The sequence below is a fragment of the Streptomyces sp. NPDC005784 genome (genome assembly GCF_042871525.1).
GTDB lineage: Bacteria > Actinomycetota > Actinomycetes > Streptomycetales > Streptomycetaceae > Streptomyces.
The window spans coordinates 86,468-104,616 of the sequence record NZ_JBIAIQ010000002.1 but is presented as its reverse complement, the minus strand read 5'-3'; the positions used below and the strand labels follow the sequence as shown (position 1 = coordinate 104,616).

Annotated in this window: 16 protein-coding genes; 10 read left to right on the top strand and 6 right to left on the bottom strand. The window is 71.3% G+C overall.

The features are described from left to right. Positions 1-48: 48 nt before the first annotated feature. Positions 49-1,611 (bottom strand): APC family permease, encoded by a 1,563-nt coding sequence (locus ACFYR3_RS03400; protein ID WP_355842770.1) that lies wholly within the window; start codon positions 1,609-1,611, stop codon positions 49-51. A gap of 435 nt (positions 1,612-2,046) precedes the next feature. Here ACFYR3_RS03400 and ACFYR3_RS03395 point away from each other — a divergent pair, with 435 nt between their 5' ends. From ACFYR3_RS03395 to ACFYR3_RS03380, 4 genes are all read left to right on the top strand, one after another. Then, positions 2,047-2,271, top strand: a complete 225-nt coding sequence (locus ACFYR3_RS03395) for a hypothetical protein (protein ID WP_355842767.1) — start codon at positions 2,047-2,049, stop codon at positions 2,269-2,271. A gap of 28 nt (positions 2,272-2,299) precedes the next feature. Further along, complete coding sequence (locus ACFYR3_RS03390) at positions 2,300-2,725, top strand: DUF3052 domain-containing protein (RefSeq protein ID WP_355842764.1); 426 nt, start codon at positions 2,300-2,302, stop codon at positions 2,723-2,725. Between the two features lie 113 nt (positions 2,726-2,838). Then, a complete protein-coding gene (locus ACFYR3_RS03385; protein ID WP_355842761.1) occupies positions 2,839-3,753 on the top strand; it encodes a glycosyltransferase in 915 nt (304 codons plus the stop codon). A 338-nt stretch (positions 3,754-4,091) separates the two neighbouring features. Beyond that, positions 4,092-8,036, top strand: coding sequence for a BTAD domain-containing putative transcriptional regulator (locus tag ACFYR3_RS03380; RefSeq protein WP_389281295.1), 3,945 nt, complete (start codon positions 4,092-4,094; stop codon positions 8,034-8,036). 147 nt (positions 8,037-8,183) lie between these two features. On the opposite strand, the gene ACFYR3_RS03375 is transcribed toward ACFYR3_RS03380, so the two are convergent. Next, positions 8,184-9,875: a bifunctional 3'-5' exonuclease/DNA polymerase gene (locus ACFYR3_RS03375; protein ID WP_355842755.1), complete on the bottom strand. Its 1,692-nt coding sequence runs from the start codon at positions 9,873-9,875 to the stop codon at positions 8,184-8,186. A gap of 310 nt (positions 9,876-10,185) precedes the next feature. Next, positions 10,186-10,977, bottom strand: coding sequence for a Clp protease N-terminal domain-containing protein (locus tag ACFYR3_RS03370; RefSeq protein ID WP_389281293.1), 792 nt, complete (start codon positions 10,975-10,977; stop codon positions 10,186-10,188). A 162-nt stretch (positions 10,978-11,139) separates the two neighbouring features. On the opposite strand from ACFYR3_RS03370, the gene ACFYR3_RS03365 reads away from it, so the two are divergent. Further along, positions 11,140-12,267: a DUF2786 domain-containing protein gene (locus ACFYR3_RS03365; RefSeq protein WP_389281291.1), complete on the top strand. Its 1,128-nt coding sequence runs from the start codon at positions 11,140-11,142 to the stop codon at positions 12,265-12,267. Between the two features lie 122 nt (positions 12,268-12,389). Here ACFYR3_RS03365 and ACFYR3_RS03360 read toward each other — a convergent pair whose 3' ends face one another. Both ACFYR3_RS03360 and ACFYR3_RS03355 read right to left on the bottom strand, forming a co-directional pair. Further along, on the bottom strand, positions 12,390-12,947 hold the full coding sequence (locus ACFYR3_RS03360; protein WP_355842746.1) for a DUF4232 domain-containing protein: 558 nt from the start codon (positions 12,945-12,947) through the stop codon (positions 12,390-12,392). Positions 12,948-13,199: 252 nt separating this feature from the next. Next, positions 13,200-13,721, bottom strand: a complete 522-nt coding sequence (locus ACFYR3_RS03355; RefSeq protein WP_355842743.1) for a hypothetical protein — start codon at positions 13,719-13,721, stop codon at positions 13,200-13,202. A gap of 399 nt (positions 13,722-14,120) precedes the next feature. On the opposite strand from ACFYR3_RS03355, the gene ACFYR3_RS03350 reads away from it, so the two are divergent. The 4 genes from ACFYR3_RS03350 to ACFYR3_RS03335 all read left to right on the top strand — a co-directional run bounded on the left by ACFYR3_RS03350 (position 14,121) and on the right by ACFYR3_RS03335 (position 16,227). After that, positions 14,121-14,513 (top strand): VOC family protein, encoded by a 393-nt coding sequence (locus tag ACFYR3_RS03350; RefSeq protein ID WP_355842740.1) that lies wholly within the window; start codon positions 14,121-14,123, stop codon positions 14,511-14,513. 166 nt (positions 14,514-14,679) lie between these two features. Further along, a complete protein-coding gene (locus tag ACFYR3_RS03345; protein ID WP_355842737.1) occupies positions 14,680-15,111 on the top strand; it encodes a metalloregulator ArsR/SmtB family transcription factor in 432 nt (143 codons plus the stop codon). A gap of 122 nt (positions 15,112-15,233) precedes the next feature. Further along, complete coding sequence (locus ACFYR3_RS03340) at positions 15,234-15,737, top strand: SRPBCC domain-containing protein (RefSeq protein WP_389281595.1); 504 nt, start codon at positions 15,234-15,236, stop codon at positions 15,735-15,737. 205 nt (positions 15,738-15,942) lie between these two features. Continuing rightward, the gene (locus ACFYR3_RS03335; RefSeq protein WP_355842734.1) at positions 15,943-16,227 is read left to right on the top strand and encodes a DUF397 domain-containing protein; all 285 of its coding nucleotides are present in this window, start codon (positions 15,943-15,945) and stop codon (positions 16,225-16,227) included. Positions 16,228-16,397: 170 nt separating this feature from the next. On the opposite strand, the gene ACFYR3_RS03330 is transcribed toward ACFYR3_RS03335, so the two are convergent. Beyond that, positions 16,398-16,919: an ATP-binding protein gene (locus ACFYR3_RS03330; protein WP_389281288.1), complete on the bottom strand. Its 522-nt coding sequence runs from the start codon at positions 16,917-16,919 to the stop codon at positions 16,398-16,400. A gap of 338 nt (positions 16,920-17,257) precedes the next feature. On the opposite strand from ACFYR3_RS03330, the gene ACFYR3_RS03325 reads away from it, so the two are divergent. After that, a complete protein-coding gene (locus ACFYR3_RS03325; RefSeq protein ID WP_355842976.1) occupies positions 17,258-18,082 on the top strand; it encodes a helix-turn-helix transcriptional regulator in 825 nt (274 codons plus the stop codon). Positions 18,083-18,149: the final 67 nt, after the last annotated feature.

The window sequence follows — 18,149 nt, the reverse complement described above, 5'->3', positions numbered from 1 at the left end:
CGGGGCGGCTCACCGCTGTGCGGCTCCGTCCGGTGCGGCAGGTCGGGGTCAGTGGCCGCCCGGGTCGTGGGACGAGACCGCGATCGTCTCCTTGCGGAAGTAGGACGGGCGGAACGCGCTGTACAGGAACATCAGGACGGCACCGAGGAGAAGGGCGCCGATGCCGGTGACGAAGACGCCGCCGAGCTGCCAGTGCGGCGGGAACGGCAGGGTCCACGAAGTGCTGCCGTAGTCGGCGGCGGCGTACACGAAGCACGCGTTGATGAAGAAGTAGAGGAGCATGGCGCCGCCCAGGCCCGGCATGATCCCGCGCGTCCAGAGGTCGCGTGGGCTGCGGGTCAGGACCCTGCGGTAGTACCAGACGCAGGCGAAGCCGGTGAGGCCGTAGTAGAAGGCGATCATCAACCCGACCGAGCCGATGGAGTCGGCCAGGACGTTCTCGCTCACCCGGGTCAGCATGACGTAGAAGGCGATCGAGGCCAGGCCCATGCCCACGGTGGACCAGGTCGGGGTGAGGAACCGGGGGTGGATGCGGGCGAAGCGCTGCGGGATGGCCTTGAACGCGGCCATGGACAGGGTGGTGCGGGCCGTGGGGAGGATGGTCGTCTGGGTGGAGGCCGCCGCCGAGGTGAGGACCATCACGATCAGAAGTTTCGTGGCGACCGTGCCCCAGCCCCCGGTGCCGAAGACCTCGGACCCGAGACTGGAGAGGACGTCTCCGGAGTTGTCCGGGTTGCCCAGTCCGATGCCGTGCTCGCCCACTCCGGCGAACGCCTGCGCGGACGTGGTGACCATGAGGTAGACGAGCAGCAGGATGACGGTGGAGATGACGGCGGCGCGGCCCGGAGTGCGGTCGCGGTCGACGGTCTCCTCGTTCACGGACACCGCAGTGTCCCAGCCCCAGTAGATGAACACTCCGGCGAGGATGCTCTTGGTCAGGTCGTCGAACGAGTTGATCTCGAAGGGGTTGAACCACGACCACGAGATCTCCGACGACACGTTCGGCGCCGTACCGCCGTACACCTTGACCAGTGCGGTGACCGCCAGCAGACACAGCACCACGATCTCGATGGTGAGCAGCAGCTTCTGCAGGTTGGCCGAGATCTCGATGCCGATGTAGCAGATCAGGGTCATCACGGCGATCCACAGGACGCCGACCACGGTGACCCAGAAGGTGTTCTGCGCGAGCCCGTCCGCGCCGATCAGCTGGAAGCCGTACGCGCCGGCGATCTGGGCCAGGTTGGCCATCACGATGATGTCGGCCGCGACGATGCCCCATCCGCCCAGCCAGCCGGTACGGGGGCCGAAGGCCCTGGCCGCCCAGGTGAACGTGGTGCCGCAGTCGGGGTCGGCCCGGTTGAGTTCCTTGTAGCCGTAGGCGATCAGGAACATCGGGATGAACGCCAGCACGATCACGATCGGTGACTGGAAGCCCACGATTCCGACGATGACGCCGAGGGTCGCCGCGAGGCTGTAGGCGGGGGCGGTGGAGGCCAGCCCGATCACCGTGCTCGAGAACAGACCCAGCGCGCCACCCTTGAGGCCCTTGTCCGTGGCCCCCGGTCCCAGCGGGGGGAGCGGGGCGGGCGGCGGGACGGATGGTGAGCTCATGGCGCCCTCCGGAACCTTGTGGCGCCCGCCTACGGTGGACCGGGCGCCCGCTGTCCCCGGCTCGGGAGGCCTCGGGATCCCCGGGGGTCACCGAGGAAGTCCGGGGGTACCGGGCCGCTCCCACCAGCATGAACCCGCTCGCCGACAACCGGTAGTCGAGCCGCGGGCTCCACTCCGCGGACCGGCTCACCCCTGTGGCTCTCCCCCCGGTCCTGGCCGGGAGCGCCGGGACGCCGGTCGCCCTTCGCCGTCCGGGACCCCTTCGCCATCCGTCACACCTCCGGTGCCGGTCACACCCTCGTGCTCCCGCGCGTCAGGGAGTCGACGGCGCCGCACGGGGCGGCCCGAGGAGGAGACGAGAACATGACCGTTCTGATGGTGCGTGCCACGGTGAAGCCCTAGTTCGTCGACGAGCTGGAGGAGGCACTGCACAAGATGTTCACCGCCGTCGAGGAGGCGCGGCCCGCGGGCGTGCGCTACGCCTCGTACCGGCTGCCCGACGGCGTCACCTACATCGCTCAGCTGGAACTCGCGGACGGGACCGAGAACCCGCTGCCCGCGATCGTGGAGTTCCGTGAGTTCCAGGCGGGCCTGAAGAACTGGATGGCCGGCCCGCCCGCTGTCGAACACCTCGAGGCCAGGGGCGCGTACGCGGGCTGACCGGGCCGCGCGGTGTCATCCTGCGGGGATGACGGGATCCAGCGCGGCGGGCGGCGGGTACTCCGGTACTCCGCTCGCCCGGAAGATCGGCATCAAGGCGGGGCACCGGGTGCGGCTGTTCCACGGGCCGCGGGACTGGGAGATTCCCGGACTGCCGGAGGGCTGCGAGGTGGAGGACGGCGGCCCGAAGGGGGCGGACGTCACCCTCGCCTTCTTCCGGGAGCGCGCCGAACTGGCGGCACGGGCGGCCGGGTTGGTCACGGACCTGTCCGACGAAGCCATGCTCTGGATCGCCTGGCCCCGCCGCGCGGCCGGGCACCGCAGCGACATCACGGAGAACGATCTTCGGGACCTTTTCCTGCCCCTAGGCGTCGTCGACGTGAAGGTGGCGGCGCTGGGGGAGGACTGGTCGGGGCTGAAATTCGTACGGCGCAAGGAGAATCGGCGCCCCTGAGCATGGACGTATGGGCGTAGATCAGGACGTACACGCGGCGGACGGGACAGCGTACGTGAGGGGGAATTCCGGTGAACGGCTAGCATCGCGGCACAGTTGTCGGCCGGGATGGGGTGGGTGTCGTGTCACAGGCGGAGGAGGGGCCACGGATCGCCGTTGCCGTGGTCACCATGGGCAACCGGCCCGTCGAGGTCGACGCACTGCTCACCTCCGTGGCCAAACAGGACGTGGCGCCCACCCGGATCGTGATCGTCGGCAACGGCTGTCCGCTGCCGGAGTTCGCCGAACGCCTCGGCCTGCCGGGCGAGGTGACCACCGTCGAACTGGACGACAACCTCGGCTGCCCCGGTGGCCGGAACGTCGGCCTGAGCCGGCTCCGTGAGTTCGGGGACGTGGACGTCGTCGTCGAGCTCGACGACGACGGGCTGCTCGTCGACGGCGACGTGCTGCGCAAGGTGCGCGACCTGTACGCCGCCCGGCCGCGGCTCGGCATCGTCGGCTTCCGCATAGCCGACGAGCACGGGGAGACGCAGCGCCGCCATGTGCCGAGGGTCGGGGCCAAGGACCCGATGCGCGGCGGACCGGTCACCGGCTTCCTCGGAGGCGGCCACGCGCTGTCCATGCCGATGCTCGCCGAGACCGGGGACTGGGCCGCCGAGTTCTTCTTCGCGCACGAGGAGACCGACCTCGCCTGGCGGGCCATAGACGCCGGCTGGACCGTGCTGTACGAGCCCGAACTGCTCCTCCAGCACCCCAAGACCTCGCCCGCCCGGCACGCGATCTACTACCGCGTGACGGCCCGCAACCGGGTCTGGCTCACCCGTCGTCGGCTGCCCCTGGCGCTGATCCCGCTGCACCTGGGGATCTGGATCGTGCTCACGCTGCTGCGGACGCGGTCGGCCGGCGGGCTGAGGGCCTGGTTCGGCGGATTCGCGGAGGGGCTGCGGCAGTCCGGCGGAGAGCGGCGCCCGATGCGGTGGCGGACGGTATGGCGGCTGACCCGTCTCGGGCGCCCGCCGGTCATCTGAACCCGGCTCACAGGCCCTTGCGGCTTCTGTGGTTCTCGCCGTTCCCGTGGTTCTTGTACGGACGGAGGCCCCGGTCGATCACCTCGCGACCGGGGCCTCTCACGTCCCCGGATCCGGCCGCGGCGGCGACACTCCCCCGAGTTACGCGTAGTACGCGCGCACCGTCGGGCCAGATCCGATGGACTGATCAGATCAGGCCGCGCCAACGGATCGCTAACATGAGGCCAACGGTTCCCACGGGAACGATCAGTCGATCGGCGTGAACTCGCCCCGAGAGGGCGGGAAACCGCCGTGGTGCGCGGCCCGAGCGGTCGGCGGAAAGGCAGTGGGGCGGCGTGATGCGGAACGGGCTGCGGTTCGGGCTGCTGGGGCCGCCGGTCCTGTACGACGCCGACGGCGGGGTCGGCTCGATCGGCAGCGGCAAGATGCGCGCCCTGCTGGCCGCACTGCTCCTCGAACCGGGCCGGGTCGTCTCCGTCGACGTGCTCAAGGACGCGCTGTGGGGCGGGACGCCACCCGCCTCCGCCCAGGCGTCCCTGCAGAACCATGTGACCCGGCTGCGCCGTCTCCTCGACGATCCGGAACGGCTGCGCGCCGTACCGCCGGGGTACGTCCTGCGGGTCGGCGAGGGCGAGTTGGACGTCCGCGTCTTCGAGCGGCACGCCACCCTCGCGCGCGATGCGCACGCCGAGCGCGACTGGGAGCGGGCGCTGCGCGAGTCCACCGCCGCGCTCGCGCTGTGGCGTGGCACCCCGCTGAGCGGCCTGCCGCCCGAGACCGGCGGGCACGGCTTCCTCCAGCGTCTGGAGGAGGCCCGGCTGCTGGTCCTGGAGTGGCGGTACGAGGCGGAGCTGTGCCTCGCCCCGACGGCCTCCCGGCTCGACCGGCTGGCACCGGAGCTGTCCGCCCGCACGGCCGAGCATCCGCTCCGCGAGTCGTTCCACCGGCTTCTGATGCTCGTCCTGCACCGCACCGGACGCCAGGCCGAAGCCCTCGCCGTCCACCGCGACCTGCGGGCCCGCCTGGTCGACGAACTCGGCATCGAGCCGGGCCCGGCCGTACGCAAGGCACACCTGGAGATCCTGCGGGACAACGACCGGGCCCCGGGTGAAGTCCGCGCCGCCGATCGAGTCATGGGCGGGGGCGGCCCCCGGGTTGCCGCCGGAGCCCCTGGCAGGCGCCGGACCGGCGACGGGGGCAGGGCTAGGCACGAAACACCGGGCGGAGCCACGGACCGGGGGAGGAACGCCGACTGGCTCCGGAACGACGGCCGTGGCCGTGGCCGCGACCGCGACAACGGCCACGACCACGACCACGACCACGACCACGACATGGACGGGAGCGGCAACCGGCCCTGGAACCGGGACGACGACAGGGACGGTGACGGGAGCGGCGGCCGGTCCTGGAGCAGGGACGGTGACGAGGGCAGCGCCCCGACCTGGATCAGCGACGGACACGGCGACGGGGACCGGCGTGGTGGCCGGGGCGGGAACGGGAACAACGACCGGACCTGGAACAGCGGCGGTGACGGGGGCGGGGACCGGGACGGGGACCGACGTGGTGGCCGGGACGGGGACGGGGGCGGGGATCGGACCTGGAGCAGTGGCGGTGACGGGGGCGGCGATCGGCGTGGTGGCCGGGACGGGAACGGCGGGGCGGCGGAATCCGCGGCCGGCTCCGCCCGGGTCGACCGGGACCCGGCTTCGCCGCCCCGCCCTGCCCAACTCCCGCCGCCTCCGGCGCACTTCACCGGCCGTGAAGACGCCCGCGCCCGGCTGAGCCAGGTCCTGGACCCGGAACACTCCGTGCACGTGACGCACCCGGAGGCCCGGGCGTACCCGGACGCCGGGCCCGACCGGACAGCATCCCCGGGCGCGTCGGCAGGCGCGTCCGGAAGTGCGTCAGGCGGCGCACCCGGTGACGCGGCGATCGCCGGAACGACCGACCGGACGGCCACCGGAACCACCGACCGGCCGACCGCCGCCGGAACGACCGCGGCCGGAACGACCGCGGCCGGAACGACCGCCGCCGGAACGACCGCCGGCGGAACAGCCGACGGGACGCGGGGTGGTTCGCACGGCCGGCCCTTCGGCGGCGACCCCGCCACCGGGATGCCCCGGGTCGCGGTGATCAGCGGGATGGCCGGCGTAGGCAAGAGCGCGCTCGCGCTGCACGTCGCACACGGGCTGAGGGACCGATTCACCGACGGTCAGCTGTACGTCAACCTGCACGGCGCCACCCCCGGCATGACCCCGCTCACCGCCGGTCAGGCGCTCGCCGCGCTCCTGCGCGACCTGGGCGCGGAACCCCGACGTATCCCCGAACACCCGGACGCCGCAGCGGCGTTGCTCCGCTCGATGCTCGCGCCCACCCGCACCCTCATGGTGCTGGACGACGCGGCGCACGCCGCGCAGGTACGGCCGCTGCTCCCGGCGGGCGCGGGCTGCGCGGTGATCGTGACGAGCCGCTCGCCGCTCACCGCCCTGGACGGCGCCGACCGTTTCCCGCTCGCGCCGCTGACGGACGAGGACAGCGCGGCCCTGCTCCGCGCGGTCTCCGGTCGCCGGGACGGACTCGACGGCGGGCACCCCCTCGTCGAACTCACCGGCCGGCTGCCGCTCGCCCTCCGGGTCGTCGCGGCTCGCCTGGCCGCCCGCCGAGCTCTGACCCCCGACGTTCTGGCCGGTCAACTGGCCGCCACGGAAGGGCGGTTGCATCATCTGGAGTACGACGACCTGAGCGTGCGCCGTTCGCTCGCCGTCGCGCACGACGCGCTGCGGGCCTCCGAGCGTGAGGCCGACCGGGACGCGGCGCTCGCCCTGTGCCGTATCGGCGCGCTCGACCTGCCCGCCTACGGAGCCGCCCTCGTCGCCCGCCTCACCGGCACCGACCAACGCCGAGCCGAGGCCGCGCTCGACCGCCTGGTCGATGTTGCCCTCCTGGAGGAGACCGCCTACGGCCGCTACGCGCCGCACGACCTCGTACGGGATTTCGCCCGGGAGATCGCGGGCGCGGCGGAGTGCGTCCTCGCGACAGCGGGCATGGGTGCGAACGCGGGCGCTTCGGCTCCCGGAGCCGCTTCCGGAGGCGAGGTCGTCGCGGTCTCCGGCAGTGCCGGTCCGGCCCTCCCGGTCGGTCACGCCGGTGTCCTTCCCCTCGGCCATGACGCGGTCGTCGCCGAGCGCGCCCTGCGCTGGTACGCCGGTGTCGCCGCCCGTTCCCTGGAGGCGATCCTCGAACCCGGTCTCGACCGGGAGGACCGCAGCAGGCCGACCGCCTCGCAGCCGGCCGGGCACGCGGCGGACGTCGCGGCCACGCCCCCGTTCTGTTCTGGGCGGGAGGCCTTCGCCTGGGGCGACACGGAGCTGGCGAACGTGGTCGCGTTGGCGGAACGGTACGCGCAGGCCTCGCCGTACGTCCCCGTACTGGCCCGCATGCTCAACCCGTACGTCCAACGCAGTGGGCGCGTGGCCGAGTTGGAGGTCCTTCAGCGGGCCGCGCTCGGAGCGGCGCGGCTGCTCGGCGACGAGGCCGCCGAGGCGTACGCGCTCGGCGACCTCGGGGGCCTGCACTTCATGACGGGCCGCGTGGGCGAGGCCCTCACCCTGAACGACGAGGCGCTCGCGATCTGGCGCCGCCTCGGAGTGCGGTCCTGCCTGCGGCGGGGGCTGAACAACCGGGGCATGCTCCTCGAAAGCCTCGGCCGTTACGCCGAGTCCAGTGAAGCCCTGCTCCAAAGTCTGCAGTTCTCGCGGGAGTTGGGCGACCTTCACATGGAGGCCATCACCTACAGCCACCTCGGCAACCTGCACGAGCACACCGATCCACGGGCCGCCATCGATCACCACAAGCGCAGCCTCGCCATCGGCGACGCCGTGCAGGACGTGATCATCCGGCACTCCGCGCACTGCAACATCGGCTACGCCCACCTCACCCTCGGCGAACCGGCCGCCGCCGTACCGCACTTCGAGGAGAGCCTGCGCATCCTGGGCGGCCACGGCGACTGGCACGGCGAGTCACAGACCCGGCTCGGCCTGGTACGCGCCCTGCGCGGCGTCGGCCACTGGGAACGCGCCGCGCGCGAGTGCGATCTGCTGCGGTGCCGGGCAGACCGTCGCGCCGACCGCTACACCGGAGGCCTCGCCCGCCACCAGCGGGGCCTGCTGCTACGGGAACGCGGCGACGCCGAAGCGGCGTACCAGGAGTGGACGTCGGCACTGGAGGCCCTGGAGGAGACAGACAGCCCAGTGACAGGCGAACTGCGAAAGCTGCTCGCGAAGTAGCGCCCGTCGCCGATGCGGTCGCCGAGGCGGAGGGCGAAGCCGACCGTCTTGCCGAAGGGCGCTGAGCCTGCGCCGACTCCGTCGGTGATCTCCCGCGCCGCCCGCAGGGGATCCGGTGCCGATGGCGCGGAAGGCCGCGTCGACGAGTTATTTCGCGTCCGCGTAACACTGTACGACCGCTGTCGTGAACGGAAACCGCACCGGCGTCTCCCCGAAGGTGAGGCGACCCGCCAGTTCGGCGGCGTCGCGGATGGCGGCCACCACGGTGTCGGCTTCCTCGGCGGGGCAGTGCACGATCACCTCGTCGTGCTGGAAGAAGACCAGTTCGGCGGCGAGTTGGGAGCAGGTGCGGCGCAGTGCCGCCAGCACCAGCAGGGCCCAGTCGGCGGCACTGCCCTGCACGACGAAGTTGCGCGCGAACCGTCCGCGGGCGCGGGAGTCGGAGGAGGCGTAGCCCGGTACCCAGCCCTGGTCGACGGTGGCGTCGACGGGTTCGTCCTGCGGGATGCCCGCCTCCTCCCCGCTGTCGTCGCCCGTCCCGGCGGCCGGAGGGCAGGTCCGCCCCAGCCAGGTCCGCACGAGGCGCCCCTCCTCGCCCGCGCGGGCCGCGTCGTCCACGTAGGCCACGGCCTTGGGGAAACGGCGGCGGAGCAGGGCGAGGTTCTTCAGCCCGTCGCCGGACGTCTGGCCGTAGACGGCGCCGAGCACGGCGAGTTTGGCCTGCGCGCGGTCACCGGAGAAGGCCCGGTCCGACACCGACTGGTAGAGGTCGCTCTCGCGGCCCGCGACCTCCATCAGGCCGGGGTCGCGCGAGATGGCCGCGAGGACGCGGGGCTCCATCTGGTCGGCGTCGGCGACGACCAGTCGCCAGCCGGGGTCGGCGACGACGGCACGCCGGATCACCTTGGGGATCTGCAGGGCGCCGCCGCCGTTCGTCACCCAGCGTCCGGTGACCGTCCCGCCCGGCAGGTACTCGGGCCGGAACCGCCCGTCGCGCACCCAGTCCTGGAGCCAGGACCAGCCGTGGGCGACCCAGATCCGGTACAGCTTCTTGTGCTCGATCAGCGGCTTCACGGCCGGATGGTCGATCGACTCGATCTCCCACCGCCGGGTGGACTTGACCTTGATCCCGGCCTGGGCGAACGCCTTGACGACGTCGGCCGGCAGATCGGGTCTGACCCGTCTCCCGAAGGCGGCGGACACCTCCTCGGTGAGCTCGGCGAGGCGCCGGGGCTCACCGCCTCCGGTGTACCGCTCGCCGAGCAGTTCGTGCAGCACGTCCCGGTGGACGTCCGCGCTCCACGGCAGCCCCGCCTGGTTCATCTCGGCGGCGACCAGCATCCCCGCGGACTCGGATGCCGTCAGCAGCCGCATCCGCTCCGGGTGCGCGGTCGTGCCATGGCGGCGCTGCTGGTCGGCGTAGACCGCGAGGAGATCCGACAGCGGTACGCGCACCGGGCGCGGTTCGAAGAGGGAGGACTGCGAACCGGGTTCGGCGGAACGCTGCGGCGGGTCGGGCGGCACGGCGCCGCCGCGCAGTCTTGCCAGCGCGGCGGCCGCCGACCGGGGCTCGCCGAGCCGCCCCTCATGTCCGAGCAGCAGGGTCTCGGCGGCCTCCATGTCGTAACACCGCTCGACTCGCACCCCCGTGGCGAGCAGTCGCGGGTAGACATCGGCCGTCGACCGCCACACCCACCGGCTCACGTCCGGCCGCGTCCGCACGGCCTCCGCGAGGTCCGCCTCCCGGCGGACCGGTCCCGTGGGCAGCCCGTCCGGGCCGAGGGCGGCGATCTCCGCACCACCGTCCTCGGCCGGCGCGAGAGCCCAGCGCTCGGTCATGCTTCCGAGTCTCGCAGGAGGGTCTGACAATGCCGTCCGGCGACGCGGCCCGCAGCCAGTAGGCCCGTGGCCCCCCGTAGTGCGCAGCTTGTAAGCCGGGAGCCGGGAGTCCGGAGTCCGCAGCCGGTAGGCCCCCGTAAGCCGGGAGTCCGGAGCCCGCAGCCGGTAAGCCCGCAGCCGGCAGGCCCGTAGGCACGCAGCCGGTAGAACCGCAGGCCCGCAGGCCCGCAGGCCCGCAGGCCCGCAGGCCCGCAGGCCCGCAGGCCCGTAAGCCCGCAGCCCGAAGTGCGCCGCCGGCGACCGCACTTCCCTATCCGTTCCCCTCCGGGTGCCCGTCCGACTTCCCCTCCGGCTTGCCCTCCGTCTTCGCCTGCGCCTCCGTCCTCTCCTTCACGAGCTCCTCGAACATGCGCCCGATGTGTGCCTCGGCCGCCGCCTTGTCGACGCCTGCGCGGCTGAGAACGCCTTCGCCGTTCTCGAACTCCAGCAGGGCGAGCAGGATGTGCTCGGTGCCGACGTAGTTGTGGCCGAGTCGGAGGGCCTCGCGGAAGGTGAGCTCCAGGACCTTCTTGGCGGCCGGGCCGTACGGGACCAGTTCGGGGACCTCGTCGGCAGCGGGCGGGAGCGCGGCGACGGCAGCCTCGCGTACGGCGTCGAGGGAGACGCCCTGCGCCGTGATCGCCCGCGCGCCGAGCGCGTCGGGCTCGCTGAGCAGGCCGAGGACGAGGTGCTCGGGCAGCCCCTCGGTCCCGCCCAGGGCCTTGGACTCGTTGTGCGCGACCATCACGGCCTTGCGGGCCCGCTCGGTGTAGCGGCCGAACCCCTGGCTGGGGTCGAGGTCCGCCTCCGCCTTCGGCACGAACCGCTTCTGCGCGGCCTGCCGGGTGACCCCCATGCTCCTGCCGATGTCGGTCCAGGACGCCCCCGAACGCCGTGCCTGGTCCACGAAGTGCCCGATCAGATGGTCGGCCACGTCGCCCAGGTGATCTGCCGCGATCACCGCGTCCTGGAGCTGGTCGAGCGCGTCGCTGTGCACCTTCTTGATGGCCTCGATGAGGTCGTCGAGACGCACGGATGCCTTGCCGGGTGGATTCGTCGTCATGTGTCAACGTTAGGTTGACAGTCCAGGGAGTGTCAACCCGAAGTTGACACTTGCCGTCCCGAGTCCGGCCATCGATTCACTGTCCACAGGGTGTGGACAAGTCGACGGCTTCGGCGCCGGGCCATACTCCGGCCCCCGGCCGGCCCATGACACGATCGGGGGATGAGTACGTCCAGCACCGTGGAGCGCGCCTTCGGGGCCGCCCTCTACGCCGACTCCGACGCGGCCCTCGACACCGGCGCCTCCCTGCTCGCCACCGACCCGGCCTCCGACGCCGAACTCGCCCTGCGCGGTGCGGAGTTCGTCGCTGCGGCCTGGCGGCGCGGCTGGCAGCCCGCCGATGTCGTACGGATCGTGCGGCGCGACCTGGACGACGTACACGTACGCCTGGTGACGTCCTTGATCCTCGCGGAGAGCCAGGGCGACCGCTCGCCCCGGGGTGCGCGCTGGGCGGCCCAGCTCGACGAGCTGGCGGCCGAGCCCCACGACATTCGCACCGACCGCTTCTCCCGCGCCACCGCCGCCCTGGAGCTCTACCGCATACTCCTGCGTCTGCCCTCCATCGAGCCGCTGGATCCGCCGAGGGCGCCGGCCACGGCGGCCGCCCCCCGGGAGACACGCATGCTCACCCGTATCCGCGCGCTGCTCGCGAAGGCGGAGGCGACCGGGTTCCCGGAGGAGGCGGAGGCTCTCAGCGCCAAGGCGCAGGAGCTGATGGCGCGGCACAGCATCGACGAGGCGCTGCTCGCGGCCCGGACCCGCGCGAAGGACGCGCCCGGCGCCTGCCGTATCGGCGTCGAGCCGCCGTACGAGACGGCCAAGGCGGTGCTCCTGGACGCGGTGGCGGGGGCGAACCGCTGCCGGGCCGTGTGGAACGACGCTCTCTGCTTCTCGACCGTGGTCGGCTTCGAACCGGACCTGGAGGCCGTCGAGCTCCTCTACACCTCGCTCCTTGTGCAGGCCACAGCGGCGATGACGAAGGCGGAGGCGGCGCAGCGGGCGGGCGGCCGCAAGCGTACGAAGACGTTCCGGCAGTCGTTCCTCGCCGCGTACGCGCACCGGATCGGCGACCGGCTCGCGTCGGTCGCCGAGGACCAGGTGACCGCCACGGAGGGGGAGTTGCTGCCGGTGCTCGCGGCCCGTGACGTGGCGGTCGCGGATCACCTGGACCAGATGTTCCCGGACACCGTGACGACCCGGATGCGCGGGGTCACCGACGAGGCCGGATGGTACGAGGGTGCCGCGGCGGCCGACCGGGCGCAGGTCCGGGGTCGACGACCGCTCCCGTAAAGAGCTTGGCCGGTCCCCCGGAAGTCCGGCGGTTCGCGTACGAGCCCTGCGGTTCGCGTACGAGCCCGGCCGATCCCGTACGAGCCCGGCCGATCCCGCAAGCCCGGCAGGGTGCTCGCTCGTCAGTCGCCCGCGTGCTGGAACGGCGTCACGGAGGCGTTCGGCTCGCTCGCCGAACCCTTGCCCGCGACCGGGCCGTACGACCACGGGAAGCTCAGCGTCGTGTCGGCGCCGGGCAGGCCGATCTTCAGCGTCTTCACGGCGAGGGTCTTCGCGTCGCCCTCCGCACCCCGTACGTAGGTGATGGTGAAGGACGCGGTGTCGCCCTTGGCGAGGGTCAGCTGCTCCGGCGCCGCGGACTTGTCCGCGACGATGTCGGCCGAGGTGCCGCCCGCATGGACGGAGAGCCCGGGGAAGCCCTTCAGCGTGCACTGGCCGCCCTTGTTCGTGAGGGTGACCGGGATGTTGCCCGTGTCCCCGGCGGCCGTGGCGGCGTTCGCGGGACCGACCTGGATGCCGGCATCACCGATCACGCAGGCCGCGACGGCGGCCTTCTTCGCGGAGCCGGCCGAATCACCGGATTTCCCGGAACTGCTGGAGCTGCCGGAGCCGCCGCCGTCGCAGGAGGTCAGAGCGAGGGCCGCCGTGAGGACGGTGACGGCGATGGGCAGAGCGCGCATGGGTTCCCCTGGGAGTCGTGACGATGTGCATGGATCATCACGCACTCGGGTCCGCCGAGGTTGCGCGCCCCTGGCCGTTCACCCGCCCGGGACCGATATCGCCCGCTATTGTTCGCGGATCTTCCCCACGCTGTCGGAACGGACCGACGAAATGGACCGTCTGCCGGAACGCCGGAACGCCGGAACGCACTGACGAAATGCACTGACGGAATGAGCCGGCTTCGGGCGCCCAGGTTCGTGAGGTTCTCAGAATCAGGAGCCCAGGCCCGCCGTGGGCAGGCCCGTTGGCAGCTTTCCGCCCTCGCTCTTGGTGTACGTCTCCTTGCCGAGGCCGCCCTCCCAGGTGACCTTCAGAGTCGTACCGCTGACGGAGTCGACCATGCCGACGGCGCGCTTCTTGCTGCCGTCCGTACAGGCGAGGCGGATCATCCGCATGCTCGCCTCGTCGGACGTGGTGCCGCTGCACACGGTGCCGCCGGTCGCGAAGAGGCCCGCCTGCTTGCCGTTGATCATGAGGACCACGGCCTTGCCGCCCGCGGTGGTGAGCCAGCTGCCCTGGAGTTTGCCGCCCGCCGAGGGAGTGCTTCCGGAGCTGCCGCCGGTACCGGCGCCGCCCGTACCGGTGCCGTCCGTGGCGGACGCGCTCGGGCTCGCGGACGCGTCCCCGGAGTCGTCGCTGCCGCTGCTGCAACCGGTCAGCACGAGCGCCGCCGCCAGTCCCGCGGTCGCGGCCGCGATACGCGCCTGGCGGGACGGGAAGGTCGCCGTAGTCACTGAAGCCCCCAAGGGTGGGTCGGATGCGGGTCGCCCGAACGATCGCAGCAAGTTACCAGGAGGACCTGGGGACCCCCGTCGGGAATCGGGCGTGCGTTTGCTCACGGACATTCAACTGGGTCGGGTCGAAAGCGCGGAGGGGCCGGGGCATCCGTCCGTACCGGCGGGGACCCGGGGCGGTCCGTGCGCCGACGAGGGGCCGGGGCGGGGCCGTGTGCCGGCGGGGATTCGGGGCGGTCCGTGCGCCGACGGGGACCTGAGGCGGGATCGTGTGTCGACGGGGACTTGAGATGGGCCGTGCGCCGACGGGGGGCGGAGGCTGTGCACCGGCGGGCGCTCTATAGGTAGGAGATTCCCTACGATTTACGCGTAGGGAATCGCCTACCTATGCTGCTTTCCATGAACATCACCCACGCCTCCTTCGTCACGCTTCCCGTCGCCGACCAGGACCGGGCCCTGCGCTTTTACACGGACGTCCTCGGCTTCGGGGTCACTGCCGACCTGGACATGCCGCCCGGCCGGTGGCTCCAGGTGGCGCCCGAGGGGGCGCAGACCGTCTTCACTCTCTCGGGTCCGGGCATGGGGAGTTTCACGCCCGGCGAGACCCGGGGGATCATGTTGGTCACGACCGATGTCGACGCCGACTGTGCGCGGCTCGCCGCCGCGGGTGTCGCGGTGGAGGGTCCGGACGACCTCCCCTGGGGCCGCATGGCCTCGTTCCGCGACCCGGACGGCAACGGTCTGATGCTGATCACGGAGAAGGCCCCGGGGACGGCCTCGGAGCAGAAGTGAAGGGTGTGAGCGCGCCATGACGGGGACCAGGGCCGGGACCCGGGTCGGAGCCGGAGCCGGGACCGGGTCGGAAGCCGACCCGGAGATCGGAGCCGGGGTCGGCCCGGAAGCGGGGGCCGGACCGGTGGCAGTGGCCAGGGCGGGACGGGCAGCCCGGACCGGACCGGTGGTTGGGACCGAACCGGAAACCGGAGCACTCGCCGACGCCGGAGCTCCCACCGGGGTTCCCGCCGAAACCTCGACCGGGGTTCCCGCCGAAACGCCTGTCACCCGCGAGGACCAACTCTTCGCCGCGCTCGCCAACGCCACCCGTCGTGAGGTGCTCCGGCTGCTGCGCGAGCAGGGGCCCCAGCCCGTTCAGGCCCTCGCCGACCACTTCGCCATGCGCCGCCCCAGCCTCTCGGAACACCTCAAGGTGCTCCGGGAGGCCGGACTCGTGTCCGAGGAGCGCGCGGGCCGGCAGCGGATCTACCGCCTGGAGGCCGCCCCGCTCGCCGACGTGCAGGACTGGCTCCATCCGTACGAGCGGTTCTGGCGCGACAGGCTGAAGGGTCTCGGCGATCTCCTGGACCGCATGCCCGACGATGCCGAGACATGAACCACGATCCGCAAGGCGCGAGCCACGACCCGCACGATACGAACCACGACCCGCAAGGCGTGAACCCCGACCCGCAAAGCACGAACCCCGGTCCAGCGGGCGTGAACCCCGACCCGCACGGCATGAACCCCGGTCCAGAGGGCGTGAACCCCGACCCGCCAGGCCTGGCCCCCGTTCCTGAGGACGACCTCACGACCATCCGTGTCGACCAGTTCCTGCCGCATCCGCCCGCCAAGGTCTGGCGCGCGCTCACCGAGCCCGAACTGCTCGCGCAGTGGCAGATGCCGGGGTCCGAGGACTTCCGGCTCGAGGTCGGCCACCAGTACAGGCTGACCGCGGTCCCGCGCCCCAACACGAACTTCTCCGGCACCGTTGACGTGCGCGTTCTCGCCTATGAGCCGCAGCGGATGCTGAGCGTCCGGTGGGCGGACGCGAACGCGGCCCGTCCTGCGGACTGGACCATTACCTGGACACTGGAACAGGAAGGGCGCGGTACGCGTCTCTTCCTAGTACACGAGGGATTCGATCCGGACGATCCCGCACAGATGATGGCGCGGAAGATCATGGACGGGGGCTGGAGATCGCATGTGATGCGGTCTCTGGGGAATGCGCTGGACCGGATGTAGTTCGTCTCGCACTCCGGTGAGCTGCAGGCCGTAGTCGGGCGAACGACAGCCGGTAGTCAAAGACCGGTAAAAGCTGTAACCGCAGGACCACCCCGCGTGCACGTGCATCTGCCCATGCATCTGCACATGAACAGAGCTATGATCCGAGTCAGTTGACTACTGCATCTATGGCCACCTCAGCCACTGCACGACCGGGGAGCGACCTGTGGACCACGACGTGTTCAACGTGGATGACGTGTACAACGGTATGGCTGAATTCGTGTACAACGGCATGGCTGCGACCGAGCTGGACGGCGTCGCCTGGCAGAAGAGCAGGCACAGCAACTCGCAAGGTTCCTGTGTGGAGTTCGCGCGGCTGCCCGGCGGTGACGTGGCCGTGCGGAACTCGCGGTTCCCCGAGGGGCCCGCGCTCGTCTACACGCGCGCCGAGATCGAGGCGATGCTCCTGGGCATCAAGGACGGCGAGTTCGATCACCTGATCGCGGGTTGACGGCCGTGATCGTCAGCCGTCCGCAACGGGCCGGTCGCGGGAGAGCCGGTCACGGGAAGGGCGGCTGCGGGAAGGCCGCCTGCGAGAAGGGTGACATCAACCGAGGGTGAACTTCACTCAGCGTTCCGTAACGCGCGTAGAACCGCGGCGCCAAAAGGCGCCGCGGTTCGTCATTCGGGGGAGAGTGCGGTCGTCCCCGGTTGCGAACCCAGCCGGAACAGCGCCCACACGACCTTGCCGCTGAGCGTTCCCGCGAGCGGGTGCCAGCCCCAGCTGTCCGAGAACGAGTCGACCAGGAAGAGGCCGCGCCCCGACTCCGCCGCGAAGTCGTCCGAGTCGCCGGCGACCGGACTGTCGTGGCTGGGGTCGCGCACCGCGCACACCAGACGTGAGGTCCACCGCATCAAGTGCAGTCGTACGGGCGGCCCTTGGTCGTCCTTGCGGGGCGTGTCCGAGGGCAGCGCGTGCCGCAGGGCGTTGGTGACGAGCTCGGAGACCACCAGGCAGATGTCGTCGAAACGGTCGCCTATCTCCCACTGGTCCAGCGTTCCGCGCGTGAACTGCCGTGCCTCGCGCACCGCTTCGTAGCGGGCGGGCAAGGCGCACGAGGCGGCGCTGGACACGGCCGCGGGATCGAGAGGCGGAAGTCCCTGCCGTAAGGGTTCGAGCATGGTCGATCCATTCGTCCCCATGCGAGGCACTCCCGGGTGTTCGCGGTCGTTGCGATGCAGCGGTGGCGCGAGGACCATGGTTCCGAATGCGTACGGCAGATGCAAGGGCAGATGCACGTGCACGCGCCCGAATTGGACCCCCCTCTCCTACTTCTTGCTCATTTCTTCCATCACCTTATTCTCAGTTGTTGACACTCCACTGATCTTTTCCTGTGCTCCGCCTTTGGCTACTTTCCGTTTCCGTAACTGAACGAGTACTGCTTGAAGTGTTTTAGTGGCAGACTTCGGCGTCTGGAAGACGGTTGGGGAGGCTGACGAACGTGAGCGCTGGTGAGTCGAGCGGCTCGGTGGTGCGGCGCATGCTGCTGGGGTCACATCTGCGGCGCCTGCGTGAGGCGCGTGGCATCACCCGTGAAGCGGCCGGTTACTCGATCCGAGCCTCCGAATCGAAGATCAGCCGCATGGAGTTGGGAAGGGTGAGCTTCAAGACGCGCGACGTCGAGGACCTGCTGACGCTCTACGGCATCAACGACGAAGCCGAGCGCACCTCCCTGGTCTCGCTCGCCAAGGAGGCCAACGTCGCGGGCTGGTGGCACAGTTACTCCGACGTCCTGCCCAGCTGGTTCCCCACCTACGTCGGCCTCGAAGGCGCGGCCCACCTGATCCGGGTGTACGAAGTGCAGTTCGTGCACGGCCTGTTGCAGACCGAGGCCTACGCCCACGCGGTCGTCCGGCGCGGGATGAAGGGTGCCTCCGCCGCCGACATCGACCGGCGCGTGGCCCTGCGCCTGGAGCGGCAGAAGTACCTCGTCTCCGAGAACGCCCCCGAGTTCCACATCGTCCTCGACGAGGCCGCGCTGCGCCGCCCGTACGGCGACCGCGAGGTGATGCGCGGACAGCTCCAGCATCTGATCGAGGTCTCGGAGCAGCCCAACGTACGGCTTCAGGTCATGCCGTTCAGCTTCGGCGGGCATTCCGGTGAGAGCGGCTCCTTCACCATCCTGAGCTTCCCGGAGTCCGACCTGTCGGACGTGGTCTATCTGGAGCAGCTCACCAGCGCGCTCTACCTGGACAAGCGTGAGGACGTCACCCAGTACGAGAGCGCGCTCAAGCAGTTGCAGCAGGACAGCCCGGGGCCGTCCGAGAGCCGCGATCTGCTGCGGGGGCTGCTCCAGCTGTCCTGAGAGTGTCCACAGACTTCCCCGGACTTCCCCGGTCTCCTTCAACTCCCTTGAAACACAAGTACGATGA